The organism is Deltaproteobacteria bacterium (assembly GCA_019912665.1).
Lineage (GTDB): Bacteria > Desulfobacterota > GWC2-55-46 > GWC2-55-46 > GWC2-55-46 > UBA5799.
Window position 1 is genome coordinate 264,671 of the sequence record JAIOIE010000018.1, and the last position, 14,044, is coordinate 278,714.

The 14,044-nt window shown below is 54.0% G+C and carries 12 protein-coding genes and 1 riboswitch; of the genes, 9 read left to right on the forward strand and 3 right to left on the reverse strand.

Annotated elements, in window-relative coordinates; translation table 11 throughout:
* Nucleotides 1-94: 94 nt before the first annotated feature.
* Nucleotides 95-682 (reverse strand): HupE/UreJ family protein, encoded by a 588-nt coding sequence (locus K8I01_05680; protein MBZ0219902.1) that lies wholly within the window; start codon nt 680-682, stop codon nt 95-97.
* Nucleotides 683-946: 264 nt separating this feature from the next.
* Here K8I01_05680 and K8I01_05685 point away from each other — a divergent pair, with 264 nt between their 5' ends.
* The 4 genes from K8I01_05685 to K8I01_05700 all read left to right on the forward strand — a co-directional run bounded on the left by K8I01_05685 (nt 947) and on the right by K8I01_05700 (nt 5,606).
* Nucleotides 947-1,999 (forward strand): cytochrome-c peroxidase, encoded by a 1,053-nt coding sequence (locus K8I01_05685; protein ID MBZ0219903.1) that lies wholly within the window; start codon nt 947-949, stop codon nt 1,997-1,999.
* Between the two features lie 967 nt (nt 2,000-2,966).
* On the forward strand, nt 2,967-3,713 hold the full coding sequence (locus tag K8I01_05690) for a class I SAM-dependent methyltransferase (GenBank protein MBZ0219904.1): 747 nt from the start codon (nt 2,967-2,969) through the stop codon (nt 3,711-3,713).
* A 128-nt stretch (nt 3,714-3,841) separates the two neighbouring features.
* Nucleotides 3,842-4,498: a hypothetical protein gene (locus tag K8I01_05695; protein ID MBZ0219905.1), complete on the forward strand. Its 657-nt coding sequence runs from the start codon at nt 3,842-3,844 to the stop codon at nt 4,496-4,498.
* 433 nt (nt 4,499-4,931) lie between these two features.
* Nucleotides 4,932-5,606 carry an outer membrane beta-barrel protein gene (locus tag K8I01_05700; protein MBZ0219906.1) on the forward strand — a complete coding sequence of 225 codons (675 nt, stop codon included), beginning with the start codon at nt 4,932-4,934 and terminating at the stop codon, nt 5,604-5,606.
* 168 nt (nt 5,607-5,774) lie between these two features.
* Here K8I01_05700 and K8I01_05705 read toward each other — a convergent pair whose 3' ends face one another.
* On the reverse strand, nt 5,775-6,335 hold the full coding sequence (locus tag K8I01_05705) for a flavin reductase family protein (GenBank protein MBZ0219907.1): 561 nt from the start codon (nt 6,333-6,335) through the stop codon (nt 5,775-5,777).
* The gene (locus K8I01_05710; protein ID MBZ0219908.1) at nt 6,332-7,081 is read right to left on the reverse strand and encodes a PAS domain-containing protein; all 750 of its coding nucleotides are present in this window, start codon (nt 7,079-7,081) and stop codon (nt 6,332-6,334) included. Before K8I01_05710 ends, K8I01_05705 begins: the two co-directional genes overlap by 4 nt.
* Nucleotides 7,082-7,297: 216 nt before the next feature.
* Here K8I01_05710 and K8I01_05715 point away from each other — a divergent pair, with 216 nt between their 5' ends.
* The 5 genes from K8I01_05715 (at nt 7,298) to K8I01_05735 (ending at nt 13,949) form a co-directional block, all read left to right on the forward strand.
* Entirely contained in the window at nt 7,298-8,512 is a 1,215-nt protein-coding gene (locus K8I01_05715) for an outer membrane protein transport protein (protein ID MBZ0219909.1), read from the forward strand.
* A 109-nt stretch (nt 8,513-8,621) separates the two neighbouring features.
* Nucleotides 8,622-8,824: riboswitch (cobalamin riboswitch) on the forward strand.
* Between the two features lie 115 nt (nt 8,825-8,939).
* A complete protein-coding gene (gene thiC / locus K8I01_05720) occupies nt 8,940-10,241 on the forward strand; it encodes a phosphomethylpyrimidine synthase ThiC (GenBank protein MBZ0219910.1) in 1,302 nt (433 codons plus the stop codon).
* Nucleotides 10,242-10,462: 221 nt separating this feature from the next.
* Complete coding sequence (locus tag K8I01_05725) at nt 10,463-10,789, forward strand: metalloregulator ArsR/SmtB family transcription factor (GenBank protein MBZ0219911.1); 327 nt, start codon at nt 10,463-10,465, stop codon at nt 10,787-10,789.
* Nucleotides 10,790-10,809: 20 nt separating this feature from the next.
* Nucleotides 10,810-11,253, forward strand: coding sequence for a hypothetical protein (locus K8I01_05730; GenBank protein ID MBZ0219912.1), 444 nt, complete (start codon nt 10,810-10,812; stop codon nt 11,251-11,253).
* Nucleotides 11,254-11,600: 347 nt separating this feature from the next.
* A complete protein-coding gene (locus tag K8I01_05735; protein MBZ0219913.1) occupies nt 11,601-13,949 on the forward strand; it encodes a fused MFS/spermidine synthase in 2,349 nt (782 codons plus the stop codon).
* Nucleotides 13,950-14,044 lie beyond the last annotated feature (95 nt).

The following is a 14,044-nucleotide window of genomic DNA, read 5'->3' on the forward strand; positions in this document are numbered from 1 at the left end:
ACCACGGGGGCCGGTATCCGGAAAAAAAATCCCCCAGACCGTACCGCTTGGGGGATTTTGCATAGAGCTTACACCGCTGACAAAAAAAGCAGCCCTATAATGAGAAGAGTAGCCAGGCTCCGCCTGCCGCTATCAGGCCGCCGGCGTAGCGCATCAGATGGATCCTGTTGAGGACTTTAAAGGCGATTCCGATACCGATGCCGCAAAGATGCAGAAGAGCGGTCGAGATAACAAAACCGGCGCTGTAAGCGAGTCCTGACGCGCTGCCTGGTATCTCTGCACCATGCGCGTGTCCATGAAAGATGGCAAAGACCCCGACTATCACAACGCTTAGAGCGACAGGGAACCTGGCGGCAACTGTTACAAAGAGCCCAAGAACCAGTACAGAAGTTGCAATGCCCTCCTCGATTAGTGGCACGGTAATGCCATTCAGGCCCAGAAAGCCCCCGAAAGCCATGAGGCTGACGAACCCTGCCGGAATTGCCCAAACAGTCCTACCGCCAGCCTGTGCGGCCCATATACCGACTGCCACCATCGCGAGGACATGATCCAGGCCCCCCACCGGATGTCCGAATCCATGCATGAATCCATGGGCATTCCCTAGGCCAGTATGGGCATACGCCGCAGCGGGCATCAACAAACACACAACGGCAAGCAGCAGAGTTTTGCTTTTTAAATCCATCTTGCTTCTACCTCCCAATTTTTTCAGGAAAGCTGTCCGCGCTTTCCATATTTATCATCGTTTCCGCCGGACAAGCGGTAAAATGATATCACCATTTAAAAATTCGTGCCACCTGAATGCCAAAAAACTACTTAAGCCCCTCTCCGGTTGTGGTGGCGATAGCGAATCCTATACAGCTTGATTAGAATCATTCTAAATGATATATTTTATCTGCCCGATCAAAAATCGCAAGCGGGCCATGCATCTAAAAACATGGAGGTGTTCATGAAGGCTTTTTCTTTCAGGAGATGGAAGTCGTTGGCAGCAATTGGCTGCGCCGGCGCAGCCCTTACCGGGCCTGCAATCGCTGAAGTTAGCGTCCCTGCGGGCTATCTGGATAACTTCAAACCTATTACGGAGCAGGTCGTCCAGAGCAAGGAAAATGCGGTCACGCCGGACAAGGTAAAGCTTGGCAAGATGCTCTACTACGACCCGCGGCTTTCCAAGAGCGGCCTTCTCAGCTGTAATACTTGTCACAACATAGCCATGTACGGAGTGAGCGCCCTGCCGACGGATATAGGCCATAAATGGGCTATCGGGCCAATAAACGGTCCAACTGTGATGAACTCCGCTTACAATTTATCCCAGTTCTGGGATGGAAGGGCGAAGGACCTGGAAGAGCAGGCAAAAGGGCCCATCCTTAACCCTGCTGAGATGGGGATGCCCAGCGAGGCCGCTGTAGTGGAAAGGATAGGCTCGATCACGGAATACCGGGATATGTTCACAAAGTCCTTCCCTGGAGAGAAGCTGACATATAATAATATAGCCAAGGCAATTGCGGCCTTCGAAAGGACCCTCCAGACTCCTTCCAGGTTTGACAGGTTTCTGACCGGCGACGCAAACGCCTTGACTGACCAGGAAAAAAACGGCCTCAAGCTCTTTGTTGAGAACGGCTGCGCTGCGTGCCATAACGGGGTTGCCATAGGCGGCAACTCGTTCCAGAAGATGGGTGTAGTGAAACCATACAAGACCGATAACAAGGCCAGAGGCAAATTCGATCTGACCAAGAAAAAAGAAGACATGAATGTCTTCAAGGTCCCGACCCTCAGAAATGTTGAAAGGACCTACCCGTACTTTCATGACGGGATGGTATGGGAACTCGAAAATGCTGTAAAGATCATGGGTGACGTGCAGACAGGAAAGAAACTCAATGACACGGAGGCCAGCGATATTGCCGCATTCCTTAGGTCACTGACCGGCACGATACCGGCGGAGGCTCTTCAGGTGCCCGTGCTGCCTGCGTCGGAAAAAGGGACGCCCAGGCCTTCTGCCGATTAAAAAAACATAAGCATATGCCTATAGTAGATAACTAGAGACCTGCTCAGGAAGCGGACTTCCTTTAGAGGCCCCAGGAAACAGGCCGTAAGCCTTCAAGTTTACGGCCTGTTTCTTCTCTTAAGCAGTCTAAATCGCCACCTCCACTGTGGATAAGTAACCGACAAATCCACATCCCGGCACCATCTAATCTCGTGAATTTGCATTCAGACCATAGCTCCTTCCGAAAAATAAGTTCTAAAGCATCCATTAAAAACAAGTTAAATGGGCTTGCAAATCAATCACTTAGCATCATTTTAGGACATGAGTTCTAAAGTAAACTCCCAAACTTAAAAAACCAGACTTTCTTTGACTAAAATACCCAACAAAATCAATATGATATATCACCTTGAAGGCTGAAATTACCAAAATACTCAAAATCGCACAGATCCCTGAATCAAGCAGTCAAATATGAATTCATAGCTGGAAAAAGTCTAAATATTTCACCTACATACGGAACCACATTTTTTTCTAAATAGTCCAGATCAGGCAGCCAGAAAATCAGAGGGGTTACAGCGGATGCTGTAACCCCTTGTTCCATTTCGGGGCGCGGGTCGGATTAAGTAATTGGAACGAAGCTGACCTGATTTGGTGGGCACAGCCCACCCTACAAAACTGAAAGTCTTCCCTGTTCATGAGGCCGGGAAGATGCAGGTTTTATTTATTTTACAAAATACCGCTTAGGTGGGAAATACAGCATGCGGACGTATAGGGACGAATACGGACTAGATAATTACTGCCAACATTAGGAGTCAAGCGGCATAATATTGCTGAAGGGAACTGTATTCCCGCAGAATGAGGGTTTTGAACGTTCATTTGTCGATAAATAAAATTGTCCGACAGCTTATTCTTTCGCAAAATATGAGTGCGATATAAAAAATAAGTTGGGCTGTGACCGAATCTATTCACACCCATAAGGAGATTTCCCGAAATGGACATCCCACGGATCTTCAACATCACCGAAAGTGCTCACCGCATCCATAACCCGTTCACACCCGAAAAACTCGCCACTCTCGGCGCGGCGCTGCGTCTGGAAACGGGGACCCGAGTGCTCGACCTCGGCAGCGGTTCGGGGGAGATGCTGTGCACCTGGGCGCGTGACCACGGATTCATCGGCACCGGCATCGACATGAGTCAGTTGTTCACCGAGCAAGCGAAACGCCGTGCTGAAGAACTCGGCGTCGCCGATCAAGTCAAGTTCATCCATGGCGATGCTACCGGCTACGTCTCGGACGACAAGGCCGGTGTGGCAGCCTGTCTCGGTGCTACATGGATCGGCGGGGGAGTTGCCGGCACTATCGAGCTTCTGGCGCGGAGTCTCCGCACCGGAGGGCTCATCCTCATCGGCGAGCCCTACTGGCGGCAGTTACCGCCGACGGAAGATGTTGCCAAGGGGTGTTTTGCCAACTCGATCTCCGACTTTCTCATGCTCCCAGAACTTCTCGCGTCTTTCGGCCACCTTGGCTACGATGTCGTTGAAATGGTTCTGGCTGACCAAGACGGCTGGGACAGATACGAGGCGGCCAAATGGCTCACCATGCGCCAATGGCTTGAAGCCAATCCCGGCGACGAGTTCGCGAAAGATGTTCGAGCCAAACTGACCTCGGAACCCAAGCGCTACGCCGCTTACACACGTGAATACCTAGGTTGGGGTGTGTTCGCGCTGATGACGCGGTGACGAGTCTTGTAGGCTGGCCCGCCCGCCAATCTTCTTTCAAACCTCCGCTCTGGCTTTTCCTGAGACATTCACATATAATGACCCGGCATGTTGTTCTAAATCCCTGCCGTACCCACAGGAGAAAACCTTTGAAACTCGCAAATCTCTTTATCACAACTATAACGGCTGTTCTGTTATTGACCGCCGCGCATGCGGTCGCCGGGCCGAAACACACCGGGGTCGTGCTTGAGGCCGCCTCCGGCGGCGGATACACATATCTCAAGGTCGATGAAAACGGGAATACATTCTGGATCGCGGGCCCGGAAGCTCCGGTAAGCGCGGGGGCCACGGTCAGCTTCTCCGAACAGATCTGGATGCCCAACTTTACGAGCAAGGCCTTGAACCGCACATTCGAGAAGATATTGTTCGTGGACGGAATCAACGTCGCATCATCCAAAACAAGCCCGTCCGCGAAGACGCAGGCTGAACCCGCTAAACCGGCCCAGGCGGCCTCGGCATATACCATCAAGGAGATATACTCCAAGAGGTATGAATTAAGCGGGCAGCCCGTTAAAGTGCGCGGGAATGTCGTGAAGGTTTCGGAAAACATAATGGGAAAGACATGGGTGCACATCAAGGACGGCACGGGAAGCGATGGCAAGGATACGCTCATTTTCCTTTCGAAGGGTGCTTCGGCGGCCGTCGGGTCTGTCGTAACAGCCGAGGGCGTGCTTGAAACGGACAAGAACTTCGGGTTCGGATATTTTTATTCCGTTATCGTCGAAGGGTCGACTTTTTCAGAATAACAACACTCCGAAATATAGTCCGGCCAGGCGGGTCGGGTTATTAGCGTAACCCGACCCGTTATTTTATGCTCTGCCCAAAATCGCATAATCACACATCCTGTCGCTTTTCTCCCGCGCATCTTCTGAACGTCAACAAAACTCCCCACAATCCTGCCCCATGCGGCAAAATGCACTGACCTCGAAAATCTGATTCAACAACAACGGTTTCCTGCAGACGCTTCCTTTCCCTCCATCCCATTCTGCCGCAATCCCCTCTCGAAGCAATCACTCAGTCGCCCGATTCACAAGTGCTTTCGAGGCACAGGCGGCGGCACCCTATTTGCAATTCAATCGATCATCCACAATCAAGGAGGCGTGAGTCGAGGCCCCGGTGCGTCGCCCGGGCGGCAAGCCGGGAATGGCTTTTCATCCCACCTTTGCCGGAGGTATCCTGATGTTGAGAAAGCCGTTTTCGTTAATCACACCATTTATTGCGATACTCTTATTTACTGTTCTATCTGCAAGCTCGGTAAGCGCGGCGGAACTTCTAAACCAGGTGTTTTTCAGGTTCGGGAAAGCGAGGCTCAGCGACGACAGGGGCGGAGAGGTCTTCACCGACACACTGAACGTCTTCGGGGAGGGCAGGAACGACGGCACGAGCGGCACGAGCATAAGCGCGGGGCTTGATCTGGCCCTGGCAAGGGACTTCGGGCCGGGCACGCTACTCGGGGAGATAATGCTCGACTACTCGAGATTTTCGGAAAAGAGGGTCACGCAGACCACGACGACGCTGCTGGAGTTGGACGGCGTGGGCACGCACAACACGAAAGAGGTGACTGTCTCGGAGCTTATCGTGGCAATCGCGCCGAAGTACAGGTTCGACCGCATCGGCTCCGGAAAGGTCAGGCCCTGGATAATACCGGCTGGAATCGCGTTCATGGTCAACTCGCCGCCGTCGGACGACACAACCTATCTGGACATAGGCTATCACCTCGGGGCCGGGATCGAGTATGTCATCAACGGATTGCTGAGCGTCGGGGCCGACTTCCGTCACACAATCGCAAGCGGCGACCCGGGCATCAAGGCGAGCTACTCTACGGCGGCGGTCTATTTGGGCATAAACTTCTAAAGAGCACGCTGTCTTCAAATTAAAACCACGGCTGGCCGTCCATACCCTGGCCAAGGCAGGTCCCTTTCAGCCACCTCCTTCCGCAAAAGCGAAATAGAGCTGAAAGGGGCCTGCCCCTCCTAATTGCATTCGGAGGGGGCTCTACCCCCAACCCTCCTCAAAATTCTTTCACAGCATCCCCGGCCTGAAGAGCTGCTTTCTATTGATGGTCTTGCCAGGGACCATGAAGACGCCGTCGCCGGTGTAGTGGAGCGTCTCGGGATATTTCGGCGATACGGCGGCATGGGCTTTCACCACCTCAAAGATGAAGAAATTGTACTTGTCCACAAGCGCGCCGTCGTAAAGCCTGCATTCGAAGTTGGCGTGGCACTCGCGTATCAATGGCGCCGCGACCACATCTCCATCCTCGGGCGTAAGGCCGAATTCCCTGAACTTGTCTATCTCGGCGCCCGACGTATTTCCTATCCTGACGACAGTATCCGTAAGCGCAGTTGTCGGGAGGTTTATGACGCATTCGCCGCTTTCCCTTATCATCCGGAAGCTGTGGTTTCCGCTTGATATCACGCAACCGACGAGCGATGGCGTGAACTCCATGACCGTATGCCAGCCCATCGTCATTATATTCGTTTTCCCTTTCCACTTGGACGAGACGAGCACGATAGGGCCGGGCTCCAGATACCTCCGCACCTGGCTTACGGGAAAGTCCTTTTTTTTTGGAAACTTATTCATAAGGTCGTCCTGTTACGATAGAAGGTTCGGGCGAGAGGTGAATGATGAGATTTATTCTCCCGGTTTTTCCTTGCCTTTATCCTCGCCGCCGTAAAGCCTTTCAGCGCAGTCCGGGCATATGCCTGGCTGAAGACCGCCTCCGAGCGCTGCTCGATGTACTTCTCAAGGGACTGCCAGTTGCCCCTGTCGTCCTGAATTCGCTTGCATACTGCGCATACGTTCAGCATTCCGCTCAGGACCTTAACCCTCCTTAATGCCTCGTTGAGCTCGAGATTCAAATTCCTTATCCTTTCTTCGGTCGCTTTGTGCTCGCTGATGTCTATCCACGAAAGCGCGACTTCGGAGACATCGCCATTTCCGTCCAAAATCGGGCATGAATTCATCAAGACTGTCACTCTGGCCCCGTTCGGCTTCATGAAGACCCATTCCTCATTCTCGAAACACGCTTTTTGATCTATTGTCCTGAAAATGATGAACTCCTCGTTTTCGGGCTTGCTTACGCCGTCGCTTTTGAAGAGATGCCATCGCTCGACCACCTCGTCCAAGGGTATGCCTTCAAGCTCTGTTCTTGAGCGCCCCGCATACAATGCAGCATATCTGCTGACAGATCTGATGATACGGCTTTCCGCATCCACCAAAGCAAGCCCCTCAGGAACGTTATCAATGATCGCATCAAAGTATCTCGCTTTGCTTTGAAGCTCGTACCCCTCCCTTTCAGGATATATCCTGAGCGCGTTTTCTCCCATTTCCCCACCCTCCTTTATCTCAATTATAACGGAATCCAGCTAACACGAAGGCAGGCGGGGGAGCGCACCCGAACGGCGCAATCCTGTACCGCCACATGTTCAACATGCCTATAAAAAAATCAACTTTCCAGGCATCTCACTTCTAAAAAGAGTTGAATTTCACAACTTAAAATGATATTTACCTCACCTTTCCAAATCAAAATGAGAGGCCATGAAATGAAAAACAGTCTATTTATTCTAATTCTTCTTGCAATAATTTACCCTGCTACTGCGAATGCCGACTACCTGTTCAATAACAGGAACAACCTGATAGGAGACCGCGCGGCCCTCATGGGAGGCGCGTACACGGCCCTTTCAGAAGACGTCTCGGGGGCGTTCTATAACCCGGCCGGGATAGCCTATGTGAGGCCGCTTACCTCCAACTTCGCTAACAACTATGCATATCAGCGGTTCGAGAGGGAGAACCTGACCACCGGCGAACCTATAATGAACGACCTCCACAGGTTCAACAACATACCGACCATGATAGGGATAACATACAAATTCGGAGAGCTCCATACCGCTCTCTCCCTCTTCCAGACAGACATGGTCCGGTTCTACAGCATAGGACACAGCGCCGACCAGTCCACATCATTGACTCTTGACATTACGGAGGACACCTGGCTTATCGGGCCGAGCTTCGCGGGGAAAATAACGGACGACTTTGCAATCGGCCTCTCGGCCTTCGCCTATTACACACAGATGAAATTCATAGGGAGGATAGACTCGGCGGCCCTCACGTCGAGCAGGGAAAACGACCTCTACAGTCTCGGTTTCTCCCCTGTTTTCGGGGCCAAGTGGAAGGCAAGCGAAAGCCTGGACCTCGGGTTATCGTACGGTATGGAGACCATCCACATATCCGGGACTAACAGCATAATATTCAGGCCGCCCGGCTCCCCCTCTGTTATAACCAAGACCGTGGACGGAGACATGCGTCTCCCGCATAGGGTCACGACCGGCGTTGCGTGGCATAATGACGGGCTTACTCTTGCCTTCGACGCAACTTACTATTTCGCGATGGAATACCCGGCCCCGAACGAGCCGATCAGGACGGCGGAAAATGAAAATATCCATAAGGAGCGGGCCCACTTCGACCTGTCGCTAGGCACGGAATACATACTGAGCGAGAAATGGAACGTCCGGGGCGGCCTTTTCACTAATACATCCTCGGCGACCGGCCAGTACGGCGCGGAGAAGATCAACATGTACGGAGGGTCGTTCGGGGTGGGATATGTAAACGGCTCGGCCACTACCAATTTCGGCATTATCGTGCAAAGAGGCGACTCGGACGCCAGCGCGAGCGATTTCAGCCCAGCCCTTATGGTATCTGAAAAGGCTGCCTGGACCAGGACGATAATAAGCTTCCTCATAGGGGGGAGCTATGAGTTTTAAATTACCAGTCCGCCGGCTCTCAGGCGGCGGCCTTTGCGAGCTTCTCAATTCCTAATGGCAGGGAGCCGAGCCGAACCTGTCTTGACAGCTAAGGCTCGACGTATTAAAGTACAACCCACATATATCAGGTAATCTCCTTCGGGAGATCAAGAGGGAATCCCGTGGCCGGCCTTATAAGCCGGGAATCGGGAGTGGTCCCGCCGCTGTGACCGGGGACGAAAGCCGACAATACCACTGGGAACCATCCTGGGAAGGTCGGGCGAGTAGGCGGATCCGGAAGCCAGAAGACCTGCCTGATGTGATTGCCGAAGACCTTCTCGCGGACTGGAAGGGCTCGCCGAAAACACATACTGCTGAGGGTGAAGTACAGGGTGCAATCCTCAGAGCGAAAGCTCTGGGGATTTTTTTTTATTTCCAAGGAGGGGATATGACGCAGATAGAAGCCGCAAGGAACGGATCGATAACGAAGGAGATGGCGGAGGCCGCGGAAAACGAGGGCAGGACGGCGGAATACGTAAGGCGGATGATAGCCGAAGGCAAGGCCGTCATCCCGAACAACACCGGGAGGAAGGCGCGGCTCGTGGCGATCGGCGCTGGGCTACGGACAAAGGTCAACGCGAGCATAGGGACGTCTTCGGACATAATCGACATGAAGGCCGAGGTGGAAAAGGCCCTTGCCGCCGAGAAGGCCGGTGCGGACACCCTGATGGAGCTTTCGGTCGGCGGCGACTTAGACGCCATAAGGAAAGAGGTGCTTGCGGCCACTTCCCTTTCGGTCGGGAGCGTCCCGCTCTACCAGGCCTTCAAGGAAGCTATCGAAAGATACCATGACCCCAACAAGCTCACTGAAGAGCTCCTTTTCGACGTGCTTGAGAGGCAGTGCGCCGATGGAATTTCCTTCATGGCCGTGCACTGCGGCATTAACAGGCTCACGATAGAGCGCCTTAACAGGCAGGGATACCGCTACGGCGGGCTCGTTTCCCGGGGCGGCTCCTACATGGTCGGCTGGATGCTCAGGAACAATCGCGAAAACCCGCTCTATGAGAAGTTCGACAGGGTCGTCGGGATACTGAAGAAATATGACTGCGTCCTTAGCCTCGGGAACGGGCTACGCGCAGGCGCGGTGCATGACAGCCTCGACAGGGCCCAGGTGCAGGAGCTTCTCATAAACTGCGAGCTTGCGGAGCTCGGGCAGGAGATGGGCTGCCAGATGATGTGCGAGGGGCCGGGGCACCTGCCGCTAGACGACATAGAGGCGAACGTTAAGCTCCAGAAGAGGATGAGCAATGACGCGCCCTTCTATGTGCTCGGCCCGCTGACGACCGACGTCGCCGCGGGATACGACCACATAACCGCTGCCATCGGCGCTGCCGAGGCCGCGCGATACGGGGCGGACCTCATTTGCTACGTGACCCCGGCGGAGCACCTTGCATTGCCTAACAGGGACGACGTCGTCGAGGGCGTGAGGGCCGCGAGAATAGCCGCGCACGCAGGCGACATGGTGAAGCTAAAAAGCGCATCGAGGGACATGGCTATGGCAAAGGCCAGGAGGGACTTGAAGTGGGACGAGCAGCAGAGGCTCGGCCTATTCGGCGAGAAGGCCGCGGAGATAAGGACGAGCCGCGCGCCTGAGGTGCCTGACACATGCACCATGTGCGGGAGCTTCTGCGCGCTCGATAACGTGAACGCGTATTTCAAGGAAAGCCTCAAGAGCGGCAGGAAATACTGATTTTTGCTTCATTTCAAGGAATGCGGCACAGGGCGGGCGGGCATGGATGGCCATCTCCCGCCAGTTCCAAAGTACTCATCCTCACTCCTGCATTCCCGGAAATATTCCGATCTCCCGGCCCCGCTTTTTTCCTTGACCTGAAGGCCGCGCCGGGATACTATTTAAGCAGTTTATTAAATAATTGATTATCACGAGGATTGGCAATGAGCAAAAAGGATTCGATACAGAAAGAGGTCTTCGAGATACAGGCGGGCGTATGCCAGTGCCTAGCCAACCCGAAGCGCCTGGAGATACTCCATATCCTCCGCGATACGGAGCTTTCGGCGACCGAGATAGCCGCAAGGGTCGGCATCTCCAACGCGAACGCCTCCCAGCACCTTTCCATCATGCGGACAAAGGGGCTACTTAAGAGCAGGCGAGAGGGGGTGAGCATCAGATATTCGCTCGCGAACCCTAAGGTCATGACGGCCTGCGACATCATGAGGGAGGTCCTTTTCGAGCACCTTAACGAAAAGCGGCACCTTACCGGAAAGGTGAACGTAATATGATAGTGAAAGAGGAGAAAACGATGCCACACGATTTTTCAAAGGAGTTTTTCGCCGCGTATCATGCGGCCGTTTTCGAGGCACTCGGCGAGGACGCCCCCAAATATAACGCCCGGATAGGGGCGCTCCTTGCGAACGCCTGGCAGAAGACATTCAAGGAGCTTCCAGCCGACAGGGCGGGGTTCAAGGAAGCGATAGAAGCCTACATGAGCGGGCCGTTCAGGTTCTCGGACGTGGCCAGGTTCGAGTTCAATGACGACTGCACCGCTTACCTCTATGTAAAAGGCTGCGATATCTGCAACGGCAACGAGATCCTGAGGAACGGCGGCAAGAAGGGCGTATGCCCGATAAGCCAGATGGTCAAGTCGGCGATGGGGAAAGCCCTTAAGACAGGGATAGAGCTTACAGGAAGCGAGAAGCCCGGCCCTGTCGGGGAATGCTATCTCAGGTACAAGCTCGGCAAATGACCCGTCGCGCGGATTCCGAGTGAAACCGGCTTAATCTATTGGGCTTTCTTTCACTCGAATCCATCCCGGCGCGCCTGCTCTGCCCGCCCGCAAACCGGCGAATTTCCGCCTATCTTCCCTTATTCCCATTAAAAAACGCGACGATAGCTCCCCTCGCCCTCCCTTCGGCCTATTTTGTCTGTTGATAATTGTTCCGATTTTTAATACAATTCCGGCACGCAATTGAAAAAAGGATTTGCCGAGGCAAGCCGGACGCATGCGATACAAACAGGCCTCAGGCTCGGCCCGGCTTGAAGCGAACTTGCCTTGCACATCAGCCACAGCGAAAGGATAAGCGTGTCGGGAATATGAGAAGGAAGGGGGTCGCCGTACTGCTTCTGACCGTGTTCGCGGTCAACTTCATCTCCCTCGTCTACCAGGTCCTCTGGACCCGCAACATAATGGCGATATTAGGCTCGACCGCCCTCTCAATATCGACCACCCTCACCGTGTTCCTCTCGGGTATAGCCCTGGGCGGCTATCTTGGCGGCGTCTGGATAAGGAGGGCGCGAAACAAGTACATGACAATGGGTGCGCTCCTTCTGCTGCTCGGCGCCTATTGCTTCTTCATAGGGTACCTCTTCGGCCTGGTGGATATCATATATATAAGCCTCTCAAGCAATATAGAATCCGCCCTGGCCTCCAATCTCCTGAAGCTCGTCCTCATATTCGCTATACTCATTTTCCCCACGACCATAATAGGGTCCATGTTCCCGATATGCACCTACCTTTATTCAGTCGAATTCGGGAAGCTCGGGAAGGACGTTGCCTTCATCTACTTCCTCGACACACTCGGGGCGGCGCTCGGGGCAATCGTGAGCGGGTTCGTCCTTGTGCCGCATCTGGGCCTCAGGGAGTCCTCTTTTATAGCGGCCCTCGCTTATGTGATCCTCGGCGCGCTCGTACTGGTCACAAAACGTAGCGCGCCGGAAGAGGCGGCCGGTGCTGAAACGGCAGCCGCTAGCGCAAAGGCCGGGCTAAAGCTCGATCCGGCAAGGGCCTTCATACTCGCCGCGCTCTTTTTCGGCGGTTTCTCCGCCCTCATGCTCGAAGTCGTCTGGTCCCGGTATTTCCACCTCATCTTCGGGACCAGCATATACGCGTTTTCGATTGTCATAGCCGCGTTCCTCCTGGGGATCTCCATCGGTAGTTTCGCGGTAAAGCGCCGCCTGGAAAGCCTCAAAAACCCGCTCCTCCTCTTCGCCTATATCGAGATACTGATAGGCGGGTTCGCGCTCCTGGTGATACGCTCCTCCACCTGGCTTGAGACCATATATTTCAAGCTGTTCCAGAGAATCGATGATTTTTACCTGTTCCAGGGAATGCTCTTCCTGATAGCCTTTCTCATAATGCTCGTGCCGGCCGCCCTCATGGGCGCGAATTTCCCGCTTGCCGTAAGGATTTTCGGAAGGCAAAAGGAGACCAGGGGCGAGGACGCAGGCATCACCTTCGCCTTCAACACCGCCGGCGGGATCGCCGGGGCCTTTGCCGCCGGCTTCTTCATAATACCCTCCCTCGGCCTCGAAAAGGCCAACTTCCTGGCTTTCGCGGCATATTTTCTAATAGGTTTCGCAGCCCTCGTCTTGGCCGGAGGCCGCGCCAAACTCCATTACGCGCTGGGAGCCGCATTGGCCGGTATCTTCATCGCCGGAGGCTATTTCTTCGGAAACCCGCCCTCGCTCAACTGGGGCGTATACTACGGGGGCATAAGGAAGTCGTCGCTGGAGGAATTCAAGTACAACAAGTACTACATGGAAAGGAATATCGTCTACTCCAGGCACGGGCACTACGGTCTGGTTTCCGTCCGGCACGACAAGATGAAAAACGAGCTGCAGCTCATAAATAACGGCAAGGTGGACGCGTCGAACAACGAGGTCGATACGCGCACGCAGCTCCTTATAGGCCACCTGCCGCTCTTCCTCCACAAGAACCCTGAAAGGGTCCTGAATATCGGACTGGGCGGCGGTTTTACAGTGGGGGCCATAAAGGCCCACCCGCTCGTAAAACATATCGATGTGGTGGAAATAGACCCCCTGGTGGTAGAGGCGACCGGCACGTATTTCAGGGGCGTCAACAATGACGCCCTGAACGACCCTCGGATAAGCGTACATATCCATGACGGGCGCCATTTCGTAAAGACGACCCCTCATAAATACGACGTCATCGTATCCGAGCCGCCGAACATCTGGGTCTCGGGCGTCTCCATGCTCTTCACCCGGGAATTCTACAAGACGGCCGACGAAAAGCTAAAGAAAGGCGGGCTGCTATTCCAGTGGGCTCCGGGATATGAAATGAGCACCGATGATATGAAGCTCATCATCAAGACCTTAAGGGAGAGGTTCGAATACGTCTCCTACTGGGTGGAGGGGCTCGATGTGGCCATCATCGCCTCACACGAATATCCTGCCGTGGACCCGGCCTACATAGAAAGCCTTCTAGCAGTACCGAGAGTCAAGTACGACGCGGAGAACCTTTTCGCAAGGGCCACCACGGATTTTATCGTATCCTACATCCAGACCCCGGTAGTCCCTTTCGATATGGTCGACTATCATCTGAGGGATTTCAATCTCGTAAATACCGACAACCTGCCCCATCTCGAGTTCAACACCGCTCGGAACATGTTTAATTTCAAGAAGACCCAGAAAGAAAGCCCGTAAAAGCGCGAGGACTCATCAGCGGAACTTAGCGGATGCACGGAACAAAGGCCCTGTGAAATCCGTTATCATACTTGCAGAGCGGGTCGGATAAGGAG

Coding starts and splice junctions, on each gene's coding strand:
- K8I01_05705 (MBZ0219907.1), bottom strand. CDS start 6,335: ATGAATAAGTTTCCAAAAAAAAAGGACTTTCCCGTAAGCCAGGTGCGG.
- K8I01_05690 (MBZ0219904.1), top strand. CDS start 2,967: ATGGACATCCCACGGATCTTCAACATCACCGAAAGTGCTCACCGCATC.
- K8I01_05700 (MBZ0219906.1), top strand. CDS start 4,932: ATGTTGAGAAAGCCGTTTTCGTTAATCACACCATTTATTGCGATACTC.
- K8I01_05680 (MBZ0219902.1), bottom strand. CDS start 682: ATGGATTTAAAAAGCAAAACTCTGCTGCTTGCCGTTGTGTGTTTGTTG.
- K8I01_05715 (MBZ0219909.1), top strand. CDS start 7,298: ATGAAAAACAGTCTATTTATTCTAATTCTTCTTGCAATAATTTACCCT.
- thiC (MBZ0219910.1), top strand. CDS start 8,940: ATGACGCAGATAGAAGCCGCAAGGAACGGATCGATAACGAAGGAGATG.
- K8I01_05730 (MBZ0219912.1), top strand. CDS start 10,810: ATGCCACACGATTTTTCAAAGGAGTTTTTCGCCGCGTATCATGCGGCC.
- K8I01_05710 (MBZ0219908.1), bottom strand. CDS start 7,081: ATGGGAGAAAACGCGCTCAGGATATATCCTGAAAGGGAGGGGTACGAG.
- K8I01_05685 (MBZ0219903.1), top strand. CDS start 947: ATGAAGGCTTTTTCTTTCAGGAGATGGAAGTCGTTGGCAGCAATTGGC.
- K8I01_05735 (MBZ0219913.1), top strand. CDS start 11,601: ATGAGAAGGAAGGGGGTCGCCGTACTGCTTCTGACCGTGTTCGCGGTC.